The organism is Pseudorhodobacter sp. W20_MBD10_FR17 (genome assembly GCF_052119765.1).
In the GTDB taxonomy this organism is placed as follows: domain Bacteria; phylum Pseudomonadota; class Alphaproteobacteria; order Rhodobacterales; family Rhodobacteraceae; genus Pseudorhodobacter.
This window is the reverse complement of record NZ_JBGQOQ010000002.1, coordinates 85,897-110,780: the sequence shown is the minus strand read 5'-3', so window position 1 is coordinate 110,780 and position 24,884 is coordinate 85,897. Positions and strand designations below refer to the sequence as shown.

Annotated in this window: 26 protein-coding genes; 12 read left to right on the top strand and 14 right to left on the bottom strand. The window is 57.9% G+C overall.

The window, feature by feature from the left end; translation table 11 throughout:
- Positions 1 to 143: 143 nt before the first annotated feature.
- The 5 genes from ACEN2J_RS02030 to ACEN2J_RS02010 all read right to left on the bottom strand — a co-directional run bounded on the left by ACEN2J_RS02030 (position 144) and on the right by ACEN2J_RS02010 (position 6,438).
- The gene (locus ACEN2J_RS02030; protein ID WP_442102856.1) at positions 144 to 1,775 is read right to left on the bottom strand and encodes a DEAD/DEAH box helicase; all 1,632 of its coding nucleotides are present in this window, start codon (positions 1,773 to 1,775) and stop codon (positions 144 to 146) included.
- A 117-nt stretch (positions 1,776 to 1,892) separates the two neighbouring features.
- Positions 1,893 to 2,885, bottom strand: a complete 993-nt coding sequence (locus ACEN2J_RS02025; RefSeq protein WP_442102855.1) for a glycosyltransferase family 2 protein — start codon at positions 2,883 to 2,885, stop codon at positions 1,893 to 1,895.
- Positions 2,882 to 3,649 (bottom strand): hypothetical protein, encoded by a 768-nt coding sequence (locus ACEN2J_RS02020; RefSeq protein ID WP_442102853.1) that lies wholly within the window; start codon positions 3,647 to 3,649, stop codon positions 2,882 to 2,884. The genes ACEN2J_RS02025 and ACEN2J_RS02020 overlap by 4 nt, the downstream gene beginning before the upstream one ends.
- A gap of 113 nt (positions 3,650 to 3,762) precedes the next feature.
- Positions 3,763 to 5,361 (bottom strand): peptide chain release factor 3, encoded by a 1,599-nt coding sequence (locus ACEN2J_RS02015; RefSeq protein WP_442102851.1) that lies wholly within the window; start codon positions 5,359 to 5,361, stop codon positions 3,763 to 3,765.
- A gap of 57 nt (positions 5,362 to 5,418) precedes the next feature.
- Positions 5,419 to 6,438: a Hint domain-containing protein gene (locus tag ACEN2J_RS02010; protein ID WP_442102850.1), complete on the bottom strand. Its 1,020-nt coding sequence runs from the start codon at positions 6,436 to 6,438 to the stop codon at positions 5,419 to 5,421.
- A gap of 243 nt (positions 6,439 to 6,681) precedes the next feature.
- On the opposite strand from ACEN2J_RS02010, the gene ACEN2J_RS02005 reads away from it, so the two are divergent.
- From ACEN2J_RS02005 to ACEN2J_RS01995, 3 genes are all read left to right on the top strand, one after another.
- On the top strand, positions 6,682 to 7,461 hold the full coding sequence (locus ACEN2J_RS02005) for an SDR family oxidoreductase (RefSeq protein WP_442102848.1): 780 nt from the start codon (positions 6,682 to 6,684) through the stop codon (positions 7,459 to 7,461).
- Positions 7,448 to 8,050 (top strand): histidine phosphatase family protein, encoded by a 603-nt coding sequence (locus tag ACEN2J_RS02000; protein WP_442102847.1) that lies wholly within the window; start codon positions 7,448 to 7,450, stop codon positions 8,048 to 8,050. The genes ACEN2J_RS02005 and ACEN2J_RS02000 overlap by 14 nt, the downstream gene beginning before the upstream one ends.
- 95 nt (positions 8,051 to 8,145) lie before the next feature.
- Complete coding sequence (locus tag ACEN2J_RS01995) at positions 8,146 to 9,225, top strand: ABC transporter ATP-binding protein (RefSeq protein ID WP_442102846.1); 1,080 nt, start codon at positions 8,146 to 8,148, stop codon at positions 9,223 to 9,225.
- On the opposite strand, the gene ACEN2J_RS01990 is transcribed toward ACEN2J_RS01995, so the two are convergent.
- Entirely contained in the window at positions 9,226 to 9,591 is a 366-nt protein-coding gene (locus ACEN2J_RS01990) for a helix-turn-helix transcriptional regulator (protein ID WP_442102845.1), read from the bottom strand.
- Between the two features lie 160 nt (positions 9,592 to 9,751).
- Here ACEN2J_RS01990 and tatA point away from each other — a divergent pair, with 160 nt between their 5' ends.
- Genes tatA through ACEN2J_RS01970 form a run of 4 tightly spaced genes read left to right on the top strand, consistent with a single transcriptional unit; the run spans position 9,752 to position 12,265 of the window.
- Positions 9,752 to 9,964 carry a twin-arginine translocase TatA/TatE family subunit gene (tatA, locus tag ACEN2J_RS01985; protein ID WP_050522585.1) on the top strand — a complete coding sequence of 71 codons (213 nt, stop codon included), beginning with the start codon at positions 9,752 to 9,754 and terminating at the stop codon, positions 9,962 to 9,964.
- Positions 9,965 to 9,990: 26 nt separating this feature from the next.
- Complete coding sequence (gene tatB, locus ACEN2J_RS01980) at positions 9,991 to 10,578, top strand: Sec-independent protein translocase protein TatB (RefSeq protein WP_442102843.1); 588 nt, start codon at positions 9,991 to 9,993, stop codon at positions 10,576 to 10,578.
- On the top strand, positions 10,575 to 11,426 hold the full coding sequence (tatC, locus tag ACEN2J_RS01975; RefSeq protein WP_442102841.1) for a twin-arginine translocase subunit TatC: 852 nt from the start codon (positions 10,575 to 10,577) through the stop codon (positions 11,424 to 11,426). The genes tatB and tatC overlap by 4 nt, the downstream gene beginning before the upstream one ends.
- Entirely contained in the window at positions 11,426 to 12,265 is an 840-nt protein-coding gene (locus ACEN2J_RS01970; protein ID WP_442102840.1) for an ATP-binding protein, read from the top strand. Before tatC ends, ACEN2J_RS01970 begins: the two co-directional genes overlap by 1 nt.
- Before the next feature lie 100 nt (positions 12,266 to 12,365).
- On the opposite strand, the gene ACEN2J_RS01965 is transcribed toward ACEN2J_RS01970, so the two are convergent.
- The 6 genes from ACEN2J_RS01965 to ACEN2J_RS01940 form a co-directional block, all read right to left on the bottom strand.
- Positions 12,366 to 13,583 (bottom strand): LysM peptidoglycan-binding domain-containing protein, encoded by a 1,218-nt coding sequence (locus ACEN2J_RS01965; RefSeq protein ID WP_442102838.1) that lies wholly within the window; start codon positions 13,581 to 13,583, stop codon positions 12,366 to 12,368.
- A gap of 58 nt (positions 13,584 to 13,641) precedes the next feature.
- Entirely contained in the window at positions 13,642 to 14,319 is a 678-nt protein-coding gene (locus ACEN2J_RS01960) for a protein-L-isoaspartate(D-aspartate) O-methyltransferase (RefSeq protein ID WP_442102836.1), read from the bottom strand.
- Positions 14,316 to 15,104 (bottom strand): 5'/3'-nucleotidase SurE, encoded by a 789-nt coding sequence (gene surE / locus ACEN2J_RS01955; protein WP_442102834.1) that lies wholly within the window; start codon positions 15,102 to 15,104, stop codon positions 14,316 to 14,318. Before surE ends, ACEN2J_RS01960 begins: the two co-directional genes overlap by 4 nt.
- Positions 15,105 to 15,326, bottom strand: coding sequence for a hypothetical protein (locus ACEN2J_RS01950; protein ID WP_442102832.1), 222 nt, complete (start codon positions 15,324 to 15,326; stop codon positions 15,105 to 15,107).
- Positions 15,327 to 15,419: 93 nt separating this feature from the next.
- Complete coding sequence (gene parE / locus ACEN2J_RS01945; protein ID WP_442102831.1) at positions 15,420 to 17,375, bottom strand: DNA topoisomerase IV subunit B; 1,956 nt, start codon at positions 17,373 to 17,375, stop codon at positions 15,420 to 15,422.
- Positions 17,376 to 17,554: 179 nt separating this feature from the next.
- Entirely contained in the window at positions 17,555 to 18,214 is a 660-nt protein-coding gene (locus tag ACEN2J_RS01940) for a glutathione S-transferase family protein (RefSeq protein ID WP_442102829.1), read from the bottom strand.
- Between the two features lie 205 nt (positions 18,215 to 18,419).
- On the opposite strand from ACEN2J_RS01940, the gene ppk2 reads away from it, so the two are divergent.
- The 4 genes from ppk2 (at position 18,420) to ACEN2J_RS01920 (ending at position 22,521) form a co-directional block, all read left to right on the top strand.
- Complete coding sequence (ppk2, locus tag ACEN2J_RS01935) at positions 18,420 to 19,472, top strand: polyphosphate kinase 2 (RefSeq protein WP_442102828.1); 1,053 nt, start codon at positions 18,420 to 18,422, stop codon at positions 19,470 to 19,472.
- A 63-nt stretch (positions 19,473 to 19,535) separates the two neighbouring features.
- Positions 19,536 to 20,204 carry a DUF1007 family protein gene (locus ACEN2J_RS01930; protein WP_442102826.1) on the top strand — a complete coding sequence of 223 codons (669 nt, stop codon included), beginning with the start codon at positions 19,536 to 19,538 and terminating at the stop codon, positions 20,202 to 20,204.
- On the top strand, positions 20,189 to 21,115 hold the full coding sequence (locus ACEN2J_RS01925; protein WP_442102824.1) for a nickel/cobalt transporter: 927 nt from the start codon (positions 20,189 to 20,191) through the stop codon (positions 21,113 to 21,115). Before ACEN2J_RS01930 ends, ACEN2J_RS01925 begins: the two co-directional genes overlap by 16 nt.
- A 47-nt stretch (positions 21,116 to 21,162) precedes the next feature.
- The gene (locus ACEN2J_RS01920) at positions 21,163 to 22,521 is read left to right on the top strand and encodes an MATE family efflux transporter (RefSeq protein ID WP_442102823.1); all 1,359 of its coding nucleotides are present in this window, start codon (positions 21,163 to 21,165) and stop codon (positions 22,519 to 22,521) included.
- 68 nt (positions 22,522 to 22,589) lie between these two features.
- Here ACEN2J_RS01920 and ACEN2J_RS01915 read toward each other — a convergent pair whose 3' ends face one another.
- Together ACEN2J_RS01915 and rlmJ are read right to left on the bottom strand one after the other, a co-directional pair.
- A complete protein-coding gene (locus ACEN2J_RS01915) occupies positions 22,590 to 22,880 on the bottom strand; it encodes a DUF1330 domain-containing protein (protein ID WP_442102822.1) in 291 nt (96 codons plus the stop codon).
- Between the two features lie 4 nt (positions 22,881 to 22,884).
- Positions 22,885 to 23,664, bottom strand: a complete 780-nt coding sequence (rlmJ, locus tag ACEN2J_RS01910) for a 23S rRNA (adenine(2030)-N(6))-methyltransferase RlmJ (protein ID WP_442102820.1) — start codon at positions 23,662 to 23,664, stop codon at positions 22,885 to 22,887.
- Positions 23,665 to 23,828: 164 nt separating this feature from the next.
- Here rlmJ and ACEN2J_RS01905 point away from each other — a divergent pair, with 164 nt between their 5' ends.
- Positions 23,829 to 24,884 (top strand): acyltransferase family protein, encoded by a 1,056-nt coding sequence (locus ACEN2J_RS01905; RefSeq protein WP_442102819.1) that lies wholly within the window; start codon positions 23,829 to 23,831, stop codon positions 24,882 to 24,884.

Here is a 24,884-nt window from a genome sequence, read left to right as displayed (position 1 = left end):
CGAAATTGCACCGTACTTGGCCCTGACGGGTTAAGTACGGTGAAGTGTGTTTTACACATGGAAAAAGGCGCGGAGGGGAAACCCTGCGCGCCTTTTTTAGTCTGAGAGCGAAAGAGGCAGGGCTATGGCCCCGCCAAAAATGCTTATTCGTCGGTATTTTCGCTGCCGTTTTCGTCTTCAACGTCATCCGAGCTGTTATCGCTTAGGTTATCTTCTAGGCGAAAACTGCGCAGGATAAAGTCTGGTACATGGTCGCCCATGCCGACAACGCGGTCATTTCCATTGCCCCGCCGATTGTCATTGCGATCATCGCGCCGATTATCGTTGCGGTTGTCGCCCCGACTGTCAGTGTTGCGGTCGTTGCGACGGCTGTCATTGCGGTGATCATCGCTGCGCTCTTCGCGGGGGGCGCGGCGGGTGTCTTGCTCTGGCTGTACCTCAACCACAGCAGGCACCACGGGTTTTTCAACGGCAACGACCGACTCTTGCGCGGCCTCTACCTTTTCGGCCTTTGGAGTACGGGTTCTGCTGCGGCTGCTGCGTGTGCGCTTTGGCTTTTCAGCACCGTCGTCCTCGGTGACTTTGGCAGTGGGCACTTTGACTGGGCGCTCGGCTTTTACCTCTATCCCTTCGGGCAATTCTCCGCGTGGAATAGGTTTGCCGACCAATGTCTCAATCGCGGCCAGATATTTGGCATCCGATGGAGACGAAAGCGTGAACGCCTTGCCCTCACGGCCCGCGCGGCCCGTGCGGCCGATGCGATGAACGTAGTCTTCGGGATGGCTGGGCACGTCAAAGTTAAACACGTGGCTGACGGCAGGAATGTCCAAACCGCGTGCGGCCACGTCAGAGGCCACCAACAAATGCACCGAGCCATCGCGGAATCCATCCAGCGTGCGGGTGCGCATCGATTGATCAAGATCGCCATGGATGGGGCTTGCGTTAAAACCGTGTTGTTTCAGCGACTTGGCAACAACATCGACATCCATCTTGCGGTTGCAAAAGATGATCGCGTTGGTGCAAGATTCGCCCTCGGCCCGAATGATCGCGCGCAAAACCGCACGTTTTTCAGCAAAGGTGCGGTCTTTGCGGCTTGGCGTGACCTCAATCAGCTTTTGCGTGATCGTGTCAGACGTCGAGTTTTGACGCGCAACCTCAATCTTCACGGCAGCCGATAGGAAGGTGTTGGTGATACGCTCAATTTCCGGCGCCATTGTGGCCGAGTAAAAGAACGTCTGGCGCGTAAACGGCGTCAGGCTAAAGATTTTTTCGATATCGGGGATGAAGCCCATATCAAGCATCCGGTCGGCCTCATCCACCACCATGATCTGCACGCCTTGCAGCAGCAGTTTTCCACGCTCGAAATGGTCAAGCAGGCGGCCCGGTGTGGCAATCAGCACGTCAACGCCGCGGTCGATCAGCTTGTCTTGCTCACCAAAGGCAACGCCACCGATCAGCAGCGCTTTGGTCAGTTTGGTGTGCTTGGCATAGGTTTCAAAGTTTTCTGCAACCTGTGCCGCCAGTTCCCGCGTTGGGGCCAGCACCAGCGACCGTGGCATCCGCGCACGGGCGCGGCCTTTGCTCAGCAGGGTGATCATCGGCAAAACAAAGCTGGCAGTTTTGCCAGTACCGGTTTGGGCAATGCCCAAAACGTCTTTGCCTTCCAGAGCATGTGGAATGGCTTGCGCCTGAATTGGGGTTGGGGTCTCGTAGCCAGCTTCGGCCACAGCCTTAAGCACGCGGGGATCCAGCGCGAGGTCAGAAAATTTGGTCATGTGCGTCCTGTGCATGCGGTATCGGACCGCAATAATGAGAAGGGACGCAAAAATTCCGGGCGCCCCGGCGTCTTGGCCCTAGGGCCTGCCCGCATTTATCGCGAATTCAGTGCTAGGTCAAGTTATGGCCTTTGCCCCTGTGTTTTCCCTCGTGTTTTGGGCGGGTTTCTTGCGCCGATGGGCCTCGGGGGCCGAGAGAATCGGTTTCGGTTCTGTGACCGAAGGTTTCGGGGCAGGTTTTGCGGCAGCCGCGTGGGTTTTGCAAAAGCTGCGTAATTGGCGCATCGGTGCGTCCTGCAGCAGGGTATAATAGCGCGCCATATGGGCAAAAATCGCAGCCTCGCGCAGATCCATCAGCCGCCCGTTTGAGGCGGTGTTCAGGGCCTCCATCCGTGCTGCCACCCGTGCCAAATGCGGCCGTGTGCTATCATCAATAGCGACGTTCGTGTTGCGTGTGGCCCAATACCGCGCGCCGACTGCGGGGCTGGTCGGGTGCTGGACCGATTTCAGCAGAAAACCTGCCACATCGCGGGTTGCGTAGTGGTTAATCTGCGCGCAGACGTTCGGGGCGGTGTGCCTCGCGTGTGGCGCGCCTTGGGGGCTATGGATGCCGGGCAGTGCGTACTTGGCCGGGCGGAACAGGCTTTTGGAAACGCGGTTTTCATCTGGCCGATCTGCCATCGAAAACCGTTCTGTCACAAGTTGATCGGTTATGGTTTCATAGCCGGAATTGCCAAAATTGCGCCGCCGAATGGCTATGCAATCGGCATTGAGCAGGGCGGCAGGCAGATCGCGCAGGGTGCCGCCACCGGCCTTAACCACTAAAAACTCATCCATATCCAAGGCCAAGGCCCAATCGCTGCTGCGATAGGCCGCAAGTTTGGCCGCACGGGCATAGGCATTCAGGCGGCGGATGGGTTTGGGGGCGCGGTTATAGAAGTATTGGATGGCACCGATATCGCGCAGCGCGGATAGGGTTTCATGCGTCAGATCATCGCTATCGTTTTGATAAATCGCGATATCTGTAAAGCCGATTTCCAGGTGATGCGCGACCCATTCCAGAAAGTAGGGGCCTTGGTTCTGGGCGGTTGCGACTAAAAACGCCTTCATAGCTTGGCGGGATCCGCCTTACGGTTCGCAATCCGAGCCTGTTTTTTTGCCCGCATTGCACCGATCCTGCGAAACAACCCGCCGGGGTCTTGGTTCAACTGCTCTAACAGCCGGCAGGCGAGGGGGCCCATCACAGGTTCATCCATCGCGCGCTGCCAAACGGGGGCCAAAAGGTTGATATCAAGCCCGCCTGTGGCCAGCGAAAACGGTGTCATGCCCAAGGGCAATTCGGCGTTTGCGCGGCGCAGGCCAAAGGCCTCATCCGGGGCCTTGCCGGAATGCAGACGCTCAAACTCATACAGTTTCATCATCGAAAACATCATACCCATTTCGCGCCCCAAGGCTTGCTCGGACGCGGTAGCGCCGTGTTCGCCAAAGGTAATCACGGCCGAGATCAGCCAGCGGGTGCTGAGATGTTCCAGCAGATAGGGAGTCTGTTCGACCCAGATTCGCCGAAACAGCTGCGGTGCGTGGTCGGGAAAGCGGCGTTTGCGCATATGGGCGATCAGCAACCCGTGCAGCAATAGCAGCGCAGATTGGCCACCCAACTCAGCGCACAGATCATGCTCTTTTTCGGCATGGCGGCTGGCCCCTTTGGCAAGGGGGGGCGGCGCGCTTGGTAGAACCTGTGCGATCAAGGCGCCTAAATCCACATCCAACGCGGGGAGTTCCTCGCCCGGTTCGGGCCGCATTGGGCCGCGGCGTTTATCCCAATGGGCGATCAGGCTGTCAGGGGCGTTTGGATAGGTGTTATCAATGGGCACAGGCTTTTCCGGCGGAGAGCGTTTGCACCGATTATAGGCCGACATCCCGCCATCAAGCAATAAGGCCAAGCAGAATTTGCGCTTGGCCTTTATAACTGTCGCCCTAGACGCGGTTAGACCATCATTTCCTTGGTCGCTGTCAGCTTTAGCTCGGGGTAGTCGCGGGTGATCCGGTCGATATCCCATTGCAGGCGGGTCAAGAACACCGTGTCGCCATCGCTGTCTTCGGCGATATGGCCTTTGTTTATGTTGATAAACTTGTCCATTTCGGCCTTTGGTCCGCGCACCCAACGGGCCGAGGTAAACTGCGATGGTTCAAACCGGACGGGCAGGGAATATTCCTGTTCAATCCGGCTGGCCAGCACGTCAAACTGCAAGGCCCCCACAACGCCGACGATATAGCCCGAGCCGATCATCGGTTTGAAAACCTTGGCAGCCCCTTCTTCGGCAAATTGCAGCAGCGCCTTTTCAAGGTGCTTTGCCTTCATCGGGTCGCCCGCCCGCACGCCTTGCAACAGTTCGGGTGCGAAGCTTGGGATGCCGGTAAAGCGCAACTCTTCTCCCTCGGTCAACGCATCGCCGATCCGCAGCTGGCCGTGGTTGGGAATGCCGATGATGTCACCGGCCCACGCCTCTTCGGCCAATTCACGGTCAGCGGCCAAAAACAGCACAGGGCTGGAGATGGTCATCGTTTTTTTGCTGCGCACATGGTTCAGCTTCATCCCGCGTTGAAAATGCCCCGAGGCAAGCCGCACAAAGGCCACGCGGTCGCGGTGTTTTGGGTCCATATTGGCCTGCACCTTGAACACAACGCCGGTTACAGCGGTTTCTTCGGGGGCCACTTTGCGGGTCGCTGTGGGCTGGGGCTGGGGCTCGGGGCCGAATTTGCCGATGCCATCCATCAACTCTTTGACGCCAAAGGAATTGATCGCCGATCCGAACCAGATCGGCGTCATTGACCCATTCAGCAGCGACTCGCGGTCCAGCGGTGGCAGCAGTTCACGGGCCATTTCCAGCTCTTCGCGCAGCTTTGCCAACATATCGGCGGGGATGTGCTGCGCCAGTTTCGGGTCGTTCAACCCTTTAATCTCAATCGTTTCTGCCACGCGGTTCCGGTCGGCGCGGTCCATCAACTCCAGCCGGTCGTTCAAAATGTCATAGCAGCCAAGGAAATCACGGCCCGAGCCGATGGGCCAGCTTGCAGGGCTTACGTCAATCGCCAGATTTTCTTGAATTTCGTCAATTATTTCAAATGTATCGCGGGCCTCGCGGTCCATTTTGTTACAAAAGGTCAGAATTGGCAGGTCGCGCAAACGGCACACTTCAAACAGTTTACGGGTTTGGGATTCCACACCTTTGGCACCGTCAATCACCATCACAGCCGCATCCACCGCCGTCAGCGTGCGGTAGGTATCTTCGGAAAAGTCCGAGTGGCCGGGGGTGTCGACAAGGTTGAACCGGAATTCGCGGAAATCAAACGACATGGCAGAGGCCGACACGGAAATCCCGCGGTCTTGCTCCATCTTGATGAAATCCGAGCGCGTGCGTCGGGCCTCGCCCTTGGCGCGCACTTGGCCAGCCATCTGAATAGCCCCACCAAACAGCAGGAACTTTTCGGTCAACGTGGTTTTACCAGCATCCGGGTGAGCGATGATCGCAAAGGTCCGGCGGCGGGCGATTTCGGGCGGAAGGGGGGGGCGATTTTCCAACATATGCGGCACATATCCGCAAATTTAAGGCTTCGCAACTGTCTGCAAAGCGTGCTGTTGCTATCGCTCGCCCTTATTGTGCTTTGCGGCATTCAATCCCAGCGCGGCAAGGTCGTTTGCGCCAGCCTCAACCCCGAAATGCTGTATATGGCTCACTTCGGGAAAACGCAGTTTTACCTCGGCTGCCAGTTCGGGCGGCAGGCGCGACACGGTCGCCTCGGTCACCATCAGACTCTCGGCGGGGATGCCCTCGGCATAGATGATTTCATGCGCGTCGAATACCAGACTGTAATAATCGACAAAGCCGATTTCGCGCAAATAGACGGTGTCGCCGTTTACCAAATGCTTGGCCTGCACCAAGATTTCAGCTTTTGGCACGGCTTTGGCCCTGTTGCGCTGGTACAGAAACATGCGGTGGTGCTGGCTGACAACCAGATCGGCCTCATTCCCCAACACGCCCGCCGCGATGACAACGGGCGCATAGGCCCCAACAGCGCGCAGCGTGACGTGGCCGATCCAAAGCAGCGCTTGTGGCCCATGATCGCGCGTTAGCACGCGGTCGCCGACCAACAGGCGCTCAATCGGTTTTTGGCTGCCATCGCCCAAGGTAATCATGGTGCCGCGCGCAAATGAGATGCACAAAAGGTCAATCAACCGCTCATCAGGCTGCGGCTCTTCGGCGCGGATCAATGTGTATTCAATTCTCTCGCCCATCGGGGAGAGAGGCAGAATGAAATACCCTCCCGCATCGTTTGCCATTGCCGCAATATGTAGGGCCAGCAACTCTAGCTTGTCGCCGCCGGGGGCCAACATGGTAAACCGAGCGGTGATTGTCACGCCCGCGCCGGGCGCACCTAACGTGCTGTTTTCTGAGACGATCTGGCTGTCGCCATCATGTTCTAACAGTAGTTTTTGTGGTGTGGCACCTTGTGCCAGCACATACATATCCCCCAAGCACACCTCATCCAAACTGGATAAGCCTTCGCCAAGGTTCACCCCGAGTGTGACGAAAACGTCATGGGAGGCAAACACCTGACACAGCTGGTCCGGCAGGCCAGGGGGCATAAAGGGTGTATTCAATTGGTGGTCCATTCAAAATCAGAGCCTCGCCCCGCAGTGTGTGACGTATGCTATATTACAACTTTATCAACCTTAATTCCAATGCCAGAGCCATGATTATATCTGGAAAATTGCAAAGACGCTCTAAACGAGTGGCGCGGATTGTCTTGAAACTTTTAGTCAATTGTGACGAATCATCGCGTCGCACTTTCACTTGATGCACAGGACTGCTAGCCTTTGGCGAACATAATTCAGGGGGCAAAGATGGAACTTGGCATCAACGGAAAAACAGCACTGGTTTGCGCGGCGTCGAAGGGTTTAGGCCGTGGCTGCGCCGAGAGCTTGGCCGAGGCAGGGGTGAATCTGATTATCAACGCGCGCGGCGATGCAGCATTGCAGGCGACGGCGGCGCATATCCGCGCCACTTATGGTGTGACGGTGACGGCTATCGCAGCCGACATCACAACCGAAGACGGGCGCGCGGCTGTGCTGGCTGCTGCGGGCGATGTGGATATTTTGGTCACCAATGCAGGTGGCCCACCCCCCGGCCTGTGGTCGGATTGGTCGCGTGACGATTTTATCAAGGCATTGGATGGCAATATGCTGACCCCGATTGCGCTGATGCAAGCCGTGCTGCCCGGGATGATTGCCCGCAAATGGGGCAGGGTCGTGAACATTACCTCGGGGTCGGTCAAGGCGCCTATCCCGCAGCTTGGGCTTTCCAATGCCGCGCGTGCGGGCCTGACAGGCTTTGTTGCAGGGACTGCGCGTCAGGTGGCCGAGCATGGCGTGACCATCAACAACCTGCTGCCCGGCATCCACGCAACCGACCGCGCCGACAGTTTGGATGATGGCGTGGCAAAGGCCCAAGGCATCGACCGCGCCGCTGCGACCAAGCAACGCCAAGCAACGATTCCGGCGCGCCGCTATGGCACCGCGGCCGAATTCGGGGCGGCCTGTGCGTTCCTGTGTTCGAATAAAGCGGGCTTTATTGTCGGGCAAAACCTGTTGCTGGATGGTGGGGCTATTAATGCGACCCTCTAGTCGCATTCTGTACCTGTCGCACCCCGAGGTTATGATCGACGCGCAAACCCCTGTTCCGGAATGGAAAATTTCAGATCAGGGGCGGCGGCGTCTTAAGGCCGCGTGCAAACGGGGCTGGCCGGGGCGCGGCTGGCGGATTATCGCCTCGCCCGAGGTAAAGGCGCAGCAAACGGCAGAATTGTTGTCCAATGCCTTTGCTCTGCCGCTGCACACCCACCCAGACATGGGTGAGGTAGATCGCAACGCTACGGGCTATTTGCCGCATGATGCGCATGAAAAGCTGGCAAATGCGCTGTTCGACCAGCCCGATATTGGCCCGCAAGGCTGGGAATCGGCCGCTGCCGCCAGCGCGCGTATTACCAAGGCTTTTCAAGAGGTTCTGGCCGAAGTCTCGGGCAATATGCTGTTTGTTGGCCATGGTGCTGTTGGCAGTTTTCTGTGGTGCGCGCTGACCAATACGCCCATAAGCCGCGCCGCCGGTCAACGACGCATGGGCAGCTTTTGGGCGGGCAGCATGGGGCCTGCGGGGTTTGCGCCGCTTCACGGCTGGCAGGCACTGGAAACGGCTGCGGCAAACAAGGCACGGTAATGACTTGGCTAAGTCTTGCCAGAGCCTTGAACTGCAGGGCGCAGCCTGCTAACTCATTCCTGATAGAATTTATAAGGTAAAGGCAGCTAGCCATTATGCCAGCCATCACGCCCAGATTAGAAGTCGCAAACCTGTCCCGTCGTTTTGGCGCACGGGATGTAGTGAAGAACCTGTCGCTGACTGTAGCACCGGGGCAGGTTACCTGCCTTTTGGGGCCGTCTGGCTGTGGCAAATCCACGACATTGCGTATGATTGCTGGGGTGGAAACACCAGATAGTGGCACGATCAAAATTGATGGCGAAACCGTTTGCGATGCGAACCACCACCTACCACCCGAGGCGCGCGGCATTGGCTTGATGTTTCAGGATTTCGCGCTGTTCCCGCACTTGACGGTGGCCAAAAACGTGGCCTTTGGGCTGTCGGGCTCTGCGGCGGAAAAATCGGCGCGTGTGGATGAGCTGCTGGAACGTGTAAACCTGACCGGTTTTGGCCCCAAACACCCGCATGAACTGTCAGGGGGCGAGCAACAGCGGGTTGCTTTGGCTCGTGCCTTGGCCCCACGCCCGCGCATGATGCTGATGGATGAGCCGTTCTCGGGCCTCGATAACCGATTGCGTGACGGTATCCGCGATACCACGCTAGAGGTGCTGAAAGACGAAGGCACTGCCGTTTTGCTGGTCACGCATGAACCGGATGAGGCGCTGCGCATGGCTGATGAAATTTGCCTGATGCGCGATGGCGCGATCGTTCAGCGCGGCTCGCCCTACCATATCTATAACGCGCCGTCCGACCGTGCGGCGGCAGCTTTCTTTAGTGATATCAATGTAATAAAAGGCGTTTCCAAAGGTGCGCTGACGCAAACCCCCTTTGGCGCATTTCTGACGCCCGGCCATGCCGACGGTGGGGCCGTGGAAATTGTGATCCGCCCGCAGCATTTGAAAATCGATTTTGATCGTGGCGGACGCGGGCCCAATACCACGCCACAAGAGGGCACACCTGCGCGCGGCATCGTGGCACGGGCGCGGTTTTTGGGGCATGAAAGCCTTGTCGATTTCACGATGGAATTTGACGGGTCCAAGCTGACAGCAGCCGTGCCGGGGGTGTTTTTGCCTAAGGTGGGAACGCCGCTGTGGCTGATGATCCGCCGTGACCGGTGCTTTGTGTTTAAGGCTTGATCAGCCCAAATCCTCGGAATCCGGCACCAACCCTGCCTGTGGCATTAGGGTGGACACCTTGAAACGCAGCGCCCGCGCCGCCCGTGCGCGCGATCCGTCCTCTGCCGCCACGCGGCCAAGGCCGTCCATCAGCGCTTCCAGCTCGTCTTGTGTCAGCATAATTGGCGGCAACATCAACGGTGCGCGCAAAATATAGCCCAAGCCGCGCTCGCCTTCGACCGGAATACCTGTAGCCGCCATCATCGCCATATCGCGCCAGATGGTGCGGGTCGACACCCCCAAATCCTGCGCCAGATCGGCAGCGGTGTGCAGCCGACCGTCGCGCATCCGTTGGATAAGGTCAAAAATGCGTTGGTCGCGGCTCATCTGCTGGGTCCGATGGGTTGGGGCTTGGGCAACTGACAAAATACTGTCAGCAGCGCGCGGCGTAAAGCCGAATCCCCCTTTGATCTGCCGCAACTTCCCCCTAAACGGAATGCACAACGTTCTGGGCCGCAGCTGTGGCCCACCAGGGGAGAATAGGCATATGCTTAACAATATTGGTATTCCGGGCCTTCTTTTGATCGCCGTAGTCGTCCTCGTGCTGTTTGGCCGTGGCAAGGTTTCGTCACTGATGGGCGAAGTCGGCAAAGGCATCAACGCGTTCAAAAAGGGCGTGAAAGAAGAGACCGAAGAGCTGGAAAACAAAACCGCCGATGACGCGGTTGATGTGACACCAAAGAAAAAAGACAAAGCCTGAACGCAGCTTTGCTAGGGGAATGACCCATGTTTGATATTGGCTGGTCCGAGCTTTTGATCATCGGAGTGGTGGCGCTGATCGTGATCGGCCCCAAAGATCTTCCGGATATGTTCCGCACCCTTGGCCGGTTTACCGCCAAGGCCAAGGGGATGGCGCGCGACTTTTCCCGCGCGATGGAATCGGCTGCGGATGATGCAGGCGTTAAAGACGTGGCGAAAGACCTTCGCAATGCGACGTCAGCCAAATCAATGGGTTTGGACGCGGTGAAGTCGGCCGCCAGCAAGTTTGAAAGCTGGGACCCGATGAAAGCTGCCAAATCGACGGCACCAAAGCCAGATCCAGCAGCGCCCAAACCGCCAACGCCTGCGGCCAAAGTTGAAGACGCCGTCAAAGGCCCTGCAACGCAGGCCTTGGCCGACGCGCAAGCCGCCAAGCCTGTAGCCAAAGCCGATCCCGCGCCAAAGGCGGTTGCAAAACCCAAAGCTGCGCCAAAGGCCAAGGCTGCGCCGCGCGCGGCCGCGACCAAGGTCGCCGCCGCTAAACCGGCAGTCAAAAAGCCCGCAGCGAAAAAACCAATCACAAAGAAGCCTAGCATAAAGAAGAGTGACGCATGAGCGCCGACGATATTGATGATAGCTCTGCCCCGTTGATCGAGCATTTGGCCGAGCTGCGTACCCGCATAATGGTCTCGCTCGGTGCATTTATCGTGGCGATGGTGATTTGCTTCACCATCTGGAACCCGATCTTTCACTTTCTGACGCAACCGATCTGTATTTCCTTGGCCGAGCGTAGCCAAGAATGCCATCTCGTGCTGATCAAGCTGCAAGAAGGCTTTTTCGTAGCGATGCGGATTTCTATCTTTGGCGGGTTTGTCCTGTCCTTTCCTATCATCGCCACCCAGATGTGGCGGTTTGTGGCACCCGGCCTGTATAAGAATGAAAAAGGTGCGTTCTTGCCGTTTTTGATCGCATCGCCGGTGATGTTTTTCCTTGGCGCTGCTTTTGCGTTTTATGTCATTATGCCAATGGCTTATTCGTTCTTTCTGGGGTTCCAAGAAATCAATGCAGACCCGGCAACGGCCAAAGACGCTGGCATCTTGTTCCAAGGGTCAATGGAAGAGTATCTGTCGCTTACGATCAAGTTTATCATCGCTTTCGGGCTTAGCTTCCAGCTTCCCGTTCTGCTGACGCTGATGGGCAAAGCGGGTCTGGTTTCGGCTGCGGGGCTGGGGGCGGTTCGTAAATATGCAGTTGTTGCCATCCTTGTACTTGCCGCGATTGCAACACCGCCGGATGTGCCGTCGCAGGTTATCCTGTTCACCGTGATTTACGGGCTTTACGAAATCTCTATCCTCCTTGTGCGGCGTGTGGAAAAGAAACGCGAAGCCGATCTGCGTGCCCAAGGTCTTTGGGTCGAAGAAGACGACTATGACGAGGACGATAGCGGCGAAGAGGTTAAGTAATGGATAATGCCGTCTTGATCCGTATTGCTGAGGCGTTAGAGCGCCTTAGCCCAAGGCCGCTGCCTGCGCCGGATTTTGACGCGGCCAGCGCCTTTATCTGGCACACGGGGCCTGACCGGCTTGATCCGGTTGTGGATGTGTCTCGGGTGGATCTTGGCTTGCTGATTGGCATTAACCGTGCCCGCGATATCTTGCATGAAAATACCGTGCATTTTGCCAAGGGCCTGCCTGCCAATAACGCACTTTTGTGGGGTGCGCGTGGCATGGGAAAATCTAGCCTTGTCAAAGCTATACACGCCGACGTTCATGCAACGCATCCCGTCATCCTTGTCGAGTTGTCACGCGAAGACTTGCCGTCTGTTACGGCATTGCTGCGCCACCTGCGCGCGGCACCAGATCGCCGGTTTATCTTGTTTTGCGACGATCTTAGCTTTAGCCATGATGACCAGCATTATAAATCGCTAAAGGCCGTGCTGGATGGTGGCATTGAAGGGCGGCCTGAAAATGTGATTTTCTACGCCACCTCAAACCGCCGCCATCTGATGCCGCGCGACATGATCGAAAATGAGCGGTCAACGGCCATCACACCGGGCGAGGCCGTTGAAGAAAAAGTCTCGCTGTCTGATCGTTTCGGTCTGTGGCTGGGGTTCCATCCCTGTACCCAAGATGAGTATTTGGCGATGATTGACGGCTATTGCGCCGCGCATGGCCTGACGGTTGCGCCTGAAACCCTGCGCGCCGAGGCGATTGAATGGCAGGCGACGCGCGGATCACGGTCCGGCCGTGTGGCGTGGCAGTTCTTTACGGATCTTGCGGCGCGGCATGGCGTATTGATTTAACCAATCCTCGGGGCAAGCTGAAACCTATTGAAACAAGCCCTGCCTGATGCTGAGAGGGCTTTAGTTTTGGCCGCCCCGCAAGCGCAGGGCGGCAATAGGGTTATTGGATCAGCGACATCGGATCGATCGCGTCCACGCCTTTGCGAACCTCAAAATGCAAAAAGGCCGGTGCTTTTTGCACCACGGCAATGGTTTGGCCTTTTTTGACCGTGTCGCCCTTTTTGACTTTGGCCGCATCTATGCCAGCATAGACGGTCAGGATATTTCCATCATGGCGGATCACCAAAATAGGCACCTGATCGGTATCTTTGGTCAGGGCTACAACTTGGCCAGCGGCGGCGGCCACAACAGGCGTGCCTGCGACGGCGCTGATATCAATGCCCTCGCTCTTGCCTTTGGTAAAGGGGCGGATGATCTTGCCATTGACCGGCATCATATATTTTGACGAAGACGAGGCGGTGCGGCTTGCACCCAGATTTGGCGAGGCCGGCGTGTCTTTTGCCTTGGATGCCGCAGGTGTGGTCTGTTCCGCAGGCAGAGGTTTTGCGGCCGAGGGCGGCACGGGGGTTGGCGAGCCACTGCCAGGTGCGGTTGTGCTATTGGGGTCGGTTGGGGCGGTACTACTGGCGCTTAGAACCGGGATCAGCAAATACTGGCCTTCGCGCAGGTTCAGATCTGCCCCAAGCCCGTTCCAATCGGCCAGTGATTTAACGTTAACGCCGTAGGTGCGGGCGATGGAATAGGCGGTCTCGCCGCGCTGTACACGGTGGCGGCCCGGCTGATCGGCGGTTGGTTTGACCGCAGTGCTGGCGGTACTGGTCGGGTTTGCGGCCTGCGTACTTGCCACGCGGTCCAAAGCACCCGAGGCGAGGGTTGTCACCTCAACCGGGGCCGGTGCGATTGTGCCGCCGATGATTGCCCCGCTTTGAGGGGCGGTGCCAGTGACAGATGATGCACTATCAACCCGGCGCGGCAGGGCGAGGATTTCGCCCTCGCGCAGCACATCCGTTGGCATCAGGGCATTATAGCGGCCCAATTCATCCGCGTTCATACCAAGGCGCGCAGCAATGCTGCTGACGGTATCGCCGCGCCGCGCGACAGCCACTTGATAGCTGGGATAGGCAATAACGCCGCGATTGTCGGCGCGAGGCCGTGCCACGCTGGCTTGCATGGCGGCACCGCTTGTGTCCAACGCTCCGCCTGCCAGACCGCGCATATCCCAGTCCAACCCGTCGCTTTGCACACAGGCCGACAGCGCACCAAGCGCTGCACCAAGCATCAAATTACGGGGGGTCACAATCAGGGAAAAACGATACATCTGGCACGGCCTCATTTTGGTTCGCCCGGGTTTGCCCCGGTGCGGGTTGGTTTTTGCTTTACTCTGTAGCAAGACCTTCGACCAATGGTACAAACCGGACCGGCCGCAGCTCTTCGTATTCATACCCAGTGTCATGGCGGGTGACTTTTATCAAGCTTTGCACCGCATCTGATTGGCCTACAGGCACCACCATGATACCGCCGTTTTTCAACTGCGCCAAGAGGGGGCCAGGCGGATCTTCGGCAGCGGCGGTGACCAAGATGCGATCAAACGGCCCTTGGTCGGGCAAACCATAACTGCCATCGGCGGAAAAAGCGGTGATATTGGTCAGGCTCAGGGCGCGAAACACCTCGGCCGCTTCGCGCACAAGGCGGCGGTGGCGATCAACGGTATAGACCCTGCGCGCCAACTGGCTGAGGATGGCCGCCTGATAGCCCGATCCGGTCCCGATTTCCAACACGGTATCGCGGGGCTGGATGTTCAGCGCTTGGGTCATCAGGCCCACAACCGAGGGCTGGCTGATGGTTTGGCCGCAGGCGATGGGCAAGGGCATGTCTTCATAGGTGCGATCGGCGAACAGGCCTTTGATGAAATGGCCGCGGTCGATCCGTTCCATCGCCGTTAAAACACGTGCATCGGTGACGCCTTTGGACCGAAGTGCAAACAAAAAACGCATCTTACGTTCGGCAAGGTCGTCGTCGTGATTATCCTCGTGATCTTCGGCGTGATAGGTCATGACAGGCGCGCCTTAAGCTCGTCAAGCCGGTCATGTGCGGTCAGATCGGCGCGCATCGGGGTGACAGAGATATAGTCATTCAAATTGGCGTTCACATCGGTGCCCGGCCCAGTATCAACCTGCTGCGCACCGCCTTTGATCCACAAAAAGCGGCGGCCATTGGGGGCGTGATGGGGTTCGACCCCGAAATAGGTGCCGGGACGCCAGCCTTGCGCCACCACTTGGCTGCCTTTTACATCGGCAGCCGCGCAGGGTGGAAAGTTGATGTTGTAAAACAACTGGTAATCATCATCGGTATCCCACAACCCGTGGTCCAGCAGCTTGCGGATCAGGGCGGCACCATGTTTGCGTGCGCCTTCAAACGGGTCGTCCAGCACTTGTGTCCGCTCTCCCAGAAACTGCGACAGGGCGATCGCGGGAATGCCTTGCAAGGCGGCCTCCATTGCGCCGCCAATTGTGCCGGAATACAGCGCATTTTGGCCCGCGTTGTTGCCACGGTTCACGCCCGACAGCACAAGGTCGGGGCGGGCATTGGGCATCACGTCATAGAGCCCCGCCAGCACGCAATCGGCGGGGCTGCCCTCGGTGGCAAAGCGGCGGGGGCCAAGTTCGGCAATCATCATCGGGTGGGTGTAACTGATGCAATGGCCAACGCCAGATTGTTCAAACGCGGGGGCAACTGTCCACACTTCGCCACTTGGTCCGGCCAATTCGGTCGCGATGTCTAGCAATACCTCAAGCCCGGGGGCGTTGATACCGTCATCATTGGTGATCAGAATGCGCACTTAGCTTTTCAACCTTATGTTTTCATTATTTAACGGCAAGAATGCTAGATTTATGCTGACTTTGATACCTACATAAAGATTGTCTGCATAGCCAAGCGCCAAATATTTCTTGGTATCGCGAGAGATTTTTTCAACGCAAATGCCGGAAAACGGCGAAAACGCCTGCTTTTCGCGCCTGCCCGTTGGCACATGCGTGCCCACACTTGAAGTCGGGAACCACATATCTGCTTTGCATAACCGTGGTCATAGGCGTCAAATAGCGTGGCATATGCCCCTGCTTTAGGGGGCATATGAAATGCTGTCGCTGCGAAAGATTTAGACGTCCAGCTCTTCGACGAACTGCGCGTTCTCTTGGATATATTGAAAGCGCAATTCGGGCTTTTTCCCCATCAGGCGTTCCACCAGATCCGAGGTTTCGCCCGGCTCATCCTCATCAATCGACACGCGGATCAGCTTGCGAGACATTGGGTTCATCGTGGTGTCTTTCAGGTCTTTGGCGTCCATCTCACCCAAGCCCTTAAAACGTTGCACGTCAATTTTGCCTTTTCCGCCCAAACCTTTGGCCAGCCACAACTCTTTTTCCGCATCATCGGCCACATACAGCCGCTTGGCGCCTTGGGTCAGGCGGTAGAGGGGCGGGCAGGCCAGATACAGGTGGCCTCGGTCGATCAAAGGGCGCATCTGGGTAAAGAAAAACGTCATCAGCAATGCGGCAATGTGGGCGCCGTCAACATCCGCATCGGTCATAATGATGATCTTGTCATAGCGCAGATCATCGACCTTGAATTTGGTGCCCATCTGCACCCCCAAGGCCTCACATATATCGCGGATTTCCGAGTTGTCGTGCAGCTTGTTTGACGCCGCGCCCAGCACGTTCAGAATTTTGCCTTTCAGCGGCAGCAGCGCCTGATTTTCGCGGTTGCGCGCGCCTTTGGCTGACCCACCCGCCGAGTCACCCTCGACGATGAACAATTCGGTGTTGTCGCGGTTTTTGGCGGTGCAATCGGTCAGTTTTCCGGGCAGGCGCAGGCGTTTGGTGGCCGATTTGCGCTGGGTTTCCTTCTCTTGGCGCCGTTTCAGACGCTCTTCGGCGCGCAGCACCAGAAAGTCCAAAATTGCGCCAGCTGATTTGGTATCGGACGCCAGCCAGTTGTCAAAGTGGTCTTTGACGGCCAGATCGACCCATTTGCTGGCCTCCTCAGTGGACAGCCGGTCTTTGGTTTGGCCGACGAACGAGGGCTCGCGGATAAAGATCGAGATCAACGCGCAGCCGCCGGTCAGCATATCGTCGCGGGTGATGAGGGCGGCTTTTTTGTTATTTGCTCGCTCGCCGTAAGCCTTGACGCCTTTCAGCATGGCCGACCAAAACCCGGATTCGTGCGTGCCGCCTTCGGCAGTGGGGACCGTGTTGCAATAGGATTGGATGAAGCCATCGCGCACGGGCGTCCAGTTGATCGCCCATTCGATCGAGCCGGGAATACCGAACTTTTCCTCAAACGAGACTTTGCCCGCAAAGGGGCGCTCGGCATAGGTCATCGCACCGGTCAGCGATTGGTTAAGAAAGTCAGCAAGGCCGTTGGGAAAGTGGAACGTCGCCTCGGTCGGCGTGGTGCCATCGTCGATTTCCGATTTCCAGCGGATTTCAACGCCAGAAAACAGGTAGGCCTTGGATTGCGTCAGCTTATATAGCCGTGCAGGTTTGAATTTCAGCGCGCCAAAGATTTCGGCATCGGGGTGAAAGGTGATCGTGGTGCCGCGGCGGTTTGGTGCGGCCCCCATCTTAGCCACGGGCCCCAAAGGCACACCGCGCGAAAAGCGTTGTTCATACAGCTCTTTGTTGCGGGCGACCTGCACGATCATGCTGTCAGACAGCGCGTTCACGACCGAAGAGCCAACGCCGTTTAGCCCGCCCGATGTCGAATAGGATTTGTTGGAAAACTTGCCGCCAGCGTGCAGCGTACACAAGATCACCTCAAGCGCGGATTTACCGGGGAATTTCGGGTGCGGGTCAACCGGAATGCCGCGCCCGTTATCGCGGACCAGAACCGAGCCATCAGCCAGCACCTCGACCTCAATACGCGTGGCGTGGCCTGCGACGGCCTCATCCATTGAGTTGTCGAGGATTTCGGCCACCATGTGATGCAGCGCGCGTTCATCCGTTCCGCCGATATACATGCCGGGGCGTTTGCGCACAGGTTCCAGCCCCTCAAGCACCTCGATGGACGAAGCATCATAGGTTTCTGGGGCGGTGGAAAGAAGGTCATTGGCCATGCGCTGCTCGATTCTTGTTAAGACGTCTTTGCGGCAGGATTAGACCATTTGGTGGCGCAGGGCGCAAGGCACCCGCCAGCATGACGTGTGGCGAGGGCCGGGTTTAGGTATTTTGGCCAAGGTGAAACGGCGGGCGAAACGGCAAGGGCAGGCGCGTTTGTGATGCCCTCTTGACCTTATCAGGCAGGCTCGGCGTTGCGGCGGGCCATCATTTCGGTGAAGGCGGGGCGCGATTGGCAGCGGGCCAGCCATGCAAAGGTTTTGGGATAGGTCTGGTGCAGCGGTTTATGCGGTTGGGAGTAGCGCAGACATTCGGCCAGCATGATGTCGGCCACGGTAAAGCGGTTGCCCATAAGGTGGTCATGCTGTGCGAAATGGGCCTCTAGCTGGGCAAGCGGGCGCGACAGGCGGTCGGCTGCGGCGGCAATTTTGGCCGCGCCTTCGGGGCTGTCAGACAGGCCATCGGCATAGGTGTAGAGGATATCAATGCCCGGCGGATCAATCGAGATGGCGGCAAACAGCGCCCATTGCTCGGCCAATGCCAGCTCGGCCTTCGTTTGTGGGCCAAGGTCGCCGCCGTATTCGCGGGCAAGGTAAAGCGTGATGGCGAGGGATTCCGTTAGCACCAGATCGCCATCTTGCAGGACAGGGACGGCCGATTGCGGGCTGGTTTTCAGGAACTCCGGCGACAGGGTATTCAAAGGGGCATCAACGGCCTGCGGATCGGCGAGGCGGTAGCTTTGAATCACGGGAACATGGGTAAATTCCGTACCCGTCTCGGCCAGCAGCCATAGGGGGCGGGTGGCACGAGAGCGCAGGACACCGTAGATCGTTAGCATAGGGACCGCCTAATCAAATTGAGGTTTGGGCGAGTGTTGCGGATTATGGTTCATCGCGCAAGTCCCGCTATGGGGGCGGCCCTTTGACACGGATCAAAGCGTCGCAGGCGGCGATGGGATATACTTACAGCTTGAGCAGCGGTGCTTGTGGCGTTTGTGCGGCTGTCGGCAGGTTTTGACGCAACGATTGGAATTGGGAGACGACATGGCTTTACCGGCAAACAACAAGACACTTGAACCAAACACCGCCCATGAGATGCAGGTCGAGGCCGCCGAAGTTGCAGCCGCAGTGGCCCCCCAGACCACAACGGATGCGCCGGTGACGGTTGCATCTAAGGCCGTTCGCAGAAAGCCTGCCAAAAAGGTTGCCGACGCGAACACGCTGCGCCAAACCTTTGAGCAAGGCAAATACCCCTATGCCCGCAAGATGGCGCGCAAGCTGTATGAGACCGAAAAGGCCAAGTTGCAGGCCGAGTTGCTGAAGGTCCAGATTTGGGCGCAAGAAACCGGACAGAAGTTTGTGATCTTGATGGAGGGCCGCGATGCGGCGGGCAAGGGCGGCACAATCAAACGCTTTATGGAGCATTTGAACCCCCGCTATGCCCGCGTGGTGGCCCTAAGCAAACCCGGTGAGCGCGAGCAGGGCCAGTGGTTTTTCCAGCGCTATCTGGAGCATCTTCCGACCAGTGGTGAAATCGTGTTCTTTGACCGCTCATGGTACAATCGCGCTGGGGTTGAGCGTGTGATGGGCTTCTGTTCGCCTTCAGAATATCTGGAATTCATGCGTGAGGCCCCCGAGTTGGAGCGGATGCTGGTGCGCTCGGGTATTCAGCTGTACAAATACTGGTTCTCTGTCACGCAAGAGGAACAGCGCGCACGGTTTGAAAGCCGCGAAACTGACCCCTTGAAACGGTGGAAACTGTCACCGATTGATAAGGCATCACTAGACAAGTGGGGCGATTATACCGAGGCCAAAGAGGCGATGTTTTTCTACACTGACACCGCCGATGCGCCGTGGACGGTCGTGAAATCGAATGACAAAAAACGCGCGCGGTTGAATTGTATGCGACATTTCTTGTCCAGCATAGATTACCCCGGCAAGGATTTGGCCGCGATTGGCCAGCCGGACCCGCTGATCATCGGCAAAGGGCGGCAGGTGATCCATAACGCCGAAGGCTTGATGGCCGCCGCCGTTCCACCAGAGCTGCGCAAGCCGAAATCCGCTGTCCCCAAAGCTGATCCGAAACCTACAGCCTAGGGGTTCTGGCATGCCCTGCGCTGCTGTGCCAAACTGCGGGCACTAAGGTTTGTGAGGGTATGTATGAGGTTTGGTATAATATTTGCGTTCGCAGTAAGCCTTGGTGGCTGCCTTGGTTCGGGCGCTGCCAAGGCCCATCCGCATATTTTTATCGATAGCGGGGTCGAGGCGATTTTTGATGCGCAGGGTCAAGTGACGGCACTGCGCATCAGCTGGGCCTATGATGATTTCTATTCATTGCTGGCGATTGAAGATCGGGGCTTGGACCCTGATGGTGACAGCCATTTAACGGCAGAGGAACAAGCCAGCCTGACCGGTTTTGATATGCATTGGGATGCCGACTATGATGGCGATCTGTATGTGCTGCACAAAGGCGCGCCCGTGGCTATGGGCCGCCCTGTGGATGTGACCGCCCGGTATGAGGACGGTATCATCACGTCAAGCCATCTGCGCACACTTGTAACGCCTGTTCGACCCGGCCCCGAGGGGGTGATCGTTAAGATCTACGATTCCGGCTATTATACCGCCTATACTATTGCATCCGAGACGGTGTTGACCAACGCCCTTGCAGGCTGTGCAGCCCAAGTTTATGCGCCTGACCTGTCAGAGGCCGATGAACAGCTGCAAGCCGTGCTGCAAGAATATCAGGCCGGCCAAAGCCTTGAAGAGGACTTTCCCGCTGTCGGGGCCAATTACGCCGATGAGGTGCGCATCACATGCCCCGCGCGTTAGTTTTATTGGGTGCAGTTCTTGGGCTGGGGTTTGTGCTATTCTGGGCCTTGGGTGGATTGGACGGCTTTACCGCATGGGCCGCGGCCGCCCAACACGATGCTCAAAATGCGCTGGCCCGTGCGTTGCGGCACTTGCGGGCGGGCGCGCACGGTGCGTTGCTGGGCCTGCTGAGCGTGTGTTTTGCTTACGGGTTTTTTCATGCGGCGGGGCCGGGGCATGGCAAGGTACTGATTGGCGGTTATGGCGTAGCCAAGCGGGTGCGGATGTGGCCTTTGATGGCTGTCGCGCTGGCCTCAAGCCTTGCGCAGGCGACAACGGCGGTGATCTTGGTTTATGCGGGCGTGTTTGTATTGGGCCTAACGCGTGAGGCCATGGTGGGGCTGACCGAGGATGTGTTTGCCCCCATCAGCTACGGCGCGATTATGACGATTGGGTTGTGGCTGGCATGGCGCGGCCTGATGGCGTTTTTGCGGGCGCGAGGCGGGACAGATGCCCACCACTTCCACCGTGGCGGGCATGACCACAAGCACTGTCACCAACACACGGGCGATTGCGGTTGCGGCCATACGCATGGGCCAGACCCCGCGCAGGTAGCGGCACTGACGGGGTGGCGCGATACGGTGCTTTTGATTGCAGGCATTGCGATACGGCCTTGCACGGGCGCATTGTTTTTACTGATCTTATGCTGGCGCATGGGGATTGATGCGGCGGGCATCGCGGGGGCCTATGCAATGGGCCTGGGGACGGCGACAATCACAATTGCGGTGGCCTTTGCCTCGGTCTGGGTCCGCGAAGGCGCATTGACGGCACTGGCAGGCGGGCGGTTGGCACGCTTGGCCCCGCTGATCGAGTTGGGTGCAGGGCTGACGGTAGCGGTACTCTCGGCGATCATGTTGCGCGCGGCGCTTTGAGGGATCTGGCTCTTGCCGGAATGGCTGGCCAAGGTTAAGGCTGGTGAATGAGCATACATCCCACCCTGTCCAAACCCCAACACGCCCGCGCCTTGCTGACGCTGGGCTTGCCCCTTATTGGCAGCCATCTGGCGCAAATGGCCCTGCATGTGACCGACACGGTGATGTTGGGCTGGTACGGGGTGGTCGAACTCGCGGCCGTTGTGCTGGGCGCGTCTGCCTTTTTCATCGTGTTCATCCTTGGGTCGGGCTTTGGCCAAGCGGTGATGCCGATGGTCGCCCAAGCCTTGGGGCGCGGGGATGAGGTGCAGGTGCGGCGCGATACGCGGATGGGGCTGTGGCTGTCGATCGGCTTTGGCATTGCCTGCTATCCGGTGTTTTGGTGGTCTGGCACGATTCTGCTCGCGCTGGGGCAACAGCCGGATGTGTCGGCGCTGGCCCAAGATTATTTGCGCATAGCGGGGCTGGGGATGCTGCCTGCGCTGCTGGTCATGGCGCTGAAAAGCTATCTGGCAGCGTTGGAACGGACCCAAGTGGTACTATGGATCACCGTCACCGCAGTGGTGCTGAACGCAGGCATCAATTATGCGCTGATTTTTGGCAATTGGGGCGCGCCCGAGCTGGGCGTGCGGGGCGCGGCCATTGCATCAGTGCTGACCCAAGCTGTGACCTTTGTGGCGCTGGGGTTTTATGCGCATTGGCAGCCCGAGTTGCGGCGGTTTTCGCTGTTTCAGCGGTTCTGGCGGCCGGATTGGCAAGCGATGCATCAGGTTTACCGCATTGGCTGGCCGATTGGCCTGACAGGGTTGGCCGAGGGTGGGTTGTTCCAAGCCTCGGCCATTATGATGGGTTGGATTGGCACAATTGAACTGGCGGCACATGGCATCGCCCTAGAGGTCACGGCGCTGGCGTTTATGGTACATTTGGGCCTGTCGAATGCGGCCACGGTGCGCGTGGGGCGGGCGATGGGGCAGGGCAATGCGCAAAGCCTGCGCGACGGGGCCAAGGTCGCGCTGATCCTGTCGCTGGGGTTTGGCGTGCTGATGGTTGTGTTGTTTTTGGCACTGCCGGGGCAGATCGTCGCGCTGTTTTTGGACCGCGAGAACCCATCAGCGGGCGCGATTATTGCCTTTGGGAGCGTGCTTTTGGCGCTGTCGGCGCTGTTTCAGATGGTCGATGCCACCCAAGCAATGGCGCTAGGGTTTCTGCGCGGGATGCAAGACACCCGCGCGCCGATGTGGATTGCCGCCCTCAGCTATTGGGTTCTTGGCATTCCGGCCAGTTATGTGCTGGCATTCCCATTGGGGTTTGGCGGGGCAGGGCTGTGGTTAGGCCTGACGGTGGGCCTAAGCGTGGCCGCCGTTCTGTTGATGCGGCGGTTTTGGAGCCGCGCACCAAAAGTATGACGCGACCCGAATTTTCCACGAAAATTCAGCGTGTTGCGACATGTGGTTAAGGTTCTGTGCGGCTGGAGTTATTCCCAGCCCTCGGCAATAACAAAATCGGCCTGCGCAGACGCGAGGCGAAGTTTTAGCACGTCTTGGTATTCGGGACTGTCGTAACAGTCTTGGGCCGCTTGATAGCTTGGAAACTCAACCAACACGGGGCGCGATTTGGCCGTGCCTTCCTTGACAATCTGGTTGCCTGCGCGTACCAAAAAACGCCCACCATAAAGCGCAAGCGGCGGGGCAACAACGGCACGATAATCGTCATAGGTTTTAGGGTCTGAAATCTCGACTTGAACCATCCAGTAACCTTTGGCCATGATGCTATCCTTTCGATGCAAAAAGCTTTGTAATCTCGGCGGCGTGGCCGGCCAGCCCGTAAGGCGGGTTCACGATGAACATGCCCGACCCGATCATGCGGTGGTCTTCGCGCACGGGCGGAAACCGGACCTCGTGGCGCAGTGCATCGGGGAACGCCTCGGTCAATGCGGCCAGCATCGGGCCGTGGCTGCCCGAGGTCAGCAGCGGATACCACAGCGCCAAAATGCCGACATTCCACTTGCGCGCGATCTTGGCAAAGTCTTTGGGAATGCTGTCATATTCGGCCTTTACCTCATAACTGGGGTCGACCAGCAGCATTCCGCGACGGGGTGTCGGCGGGCAAAGCGCCTGCGCCAGTTTAAAGCCGTCTTGCTTATAGATATGCGCGTCCCATTGGGTCAGGTGCTCGGCCAAAATCTCGTTTTCACCGGGGTGCAGCTCGGCCAGATGGATCGTATCGGTTTCGCGCAGGGTCATCGCGGCGATCAAGGGTGATCCGGGATAGGCCATCGGCCCGTATTTGAACCGCACATCATCCAGCCGTTGTCGGTAGGGGTGATCTGGCGCAAAAGACTGTTCCAGAACCGAAATACCTTTGGCGGCCTCGCCGGTTTTGAGCGCGGCCTCATCGCCCAAATCATAGAGGCCACGGCCCGCATGGGTTTCGATATAGGTCATCGGCTTGTCTTTTTGGACAAGATAATCGAGCGTCCACGCCAGCAGCGCGTGCTTGTGAACATCTGCCGGATTGCCGGCGTGGTAATGGTGTTGATAACTGAGCATAGCCCTGTCTAACAGGCCCTGCGGAGCGGGGGAAGTGTTACAACAGGTAAGACCCCAGAAACCTACAGAAAACCTTTGGTAATCCATCAGAGGCTTTACGCTTGCTTCGAACCATCAAATGTGAAGAATTGTCCTAGATTTCAGGTATTTGGAATATTTACTTTATGACAGCAAGTTCATCACTCCCCAATGGTCATATTCCTTCATTGGACGGGATACGCGCTGTCTCTATCGCGATCGTGTTTGCCTCACATGCGGTGGTAAGCGCGGCGATTCCCGGCGGTTTTGGGGTGACGGTGTTTTTCTTTCTGTCGGGTTATCTGATCACCACGCTGTTGCAGCGCGAATATGACCGGACCGGCGGGGTAGACCTTGGCGCGTTCTACATGCGCCGTTTGTTACGGCTGGGGCCTCCGATTTTGCTGACCCTTGCCTTGGGCGCGGTACTGGTATGGCTGGGGGTGTTCGCAGGTGAGGTCGAAGGCTGGACGCTGGCGAGCCAAGTTTTCTTTTACTACAATTATTTTACGCAATTTGGACAAGTGCATGAGATTGCAGGGACGGGGATTTTGTGGTCGCTGTCGGTCGAGGAGCATTTCTATCTGCTGTGGCCCGCGCTGTTCTTGTGGGTTGCGCGCGGCTGGCTGGGGCTGCGCGCGATCGTGGGGCTGCTGGTGATCAGTCTTGTCTGGCGCTGGGTGCGAATTTCGGTCTTGGGGCATGATGAATGGACGATTTACCAATCATCAGACACGCGGCTGGACAGTTTGCTGTATGGGTGTTTGCTGGCCATGATGCAGGCCCGTGGTCTTGCCGAGCGTTGGTTTGCGCAAGGGCGTGGGCGGTATCTGGTAATGCTGGCGGCGCTTGTGTTGGTGTTGGCCAGCTTTTTGGTGCGCGACCCGGTGTTCCGGTCAACCCTGCGCTATAGTCTGCAAGGGGTGGCGCTGATGCCGCTGTTTTATTATGCGGTGACGCGGGCGCAGGATTGGTATTTTAGGCCGCTGAACTGGGGATGGGTGCAGCAGATCGGGGTATATTCGTTTACGATTTACCTGTGCCATTTCGGGATAACTTTAGCGCTGGAGGCGCATGGATTATCGTTCGGGTCACTGCTTTTTGTAATGCTGGCCGCCATGTTGTCGCTGGGCTATGCGGCGCTGATGTATTGGGGGGTTGAGCGGCCCATTAAGGGCCTGCGGCGTCGGTTTGCGCGGTAA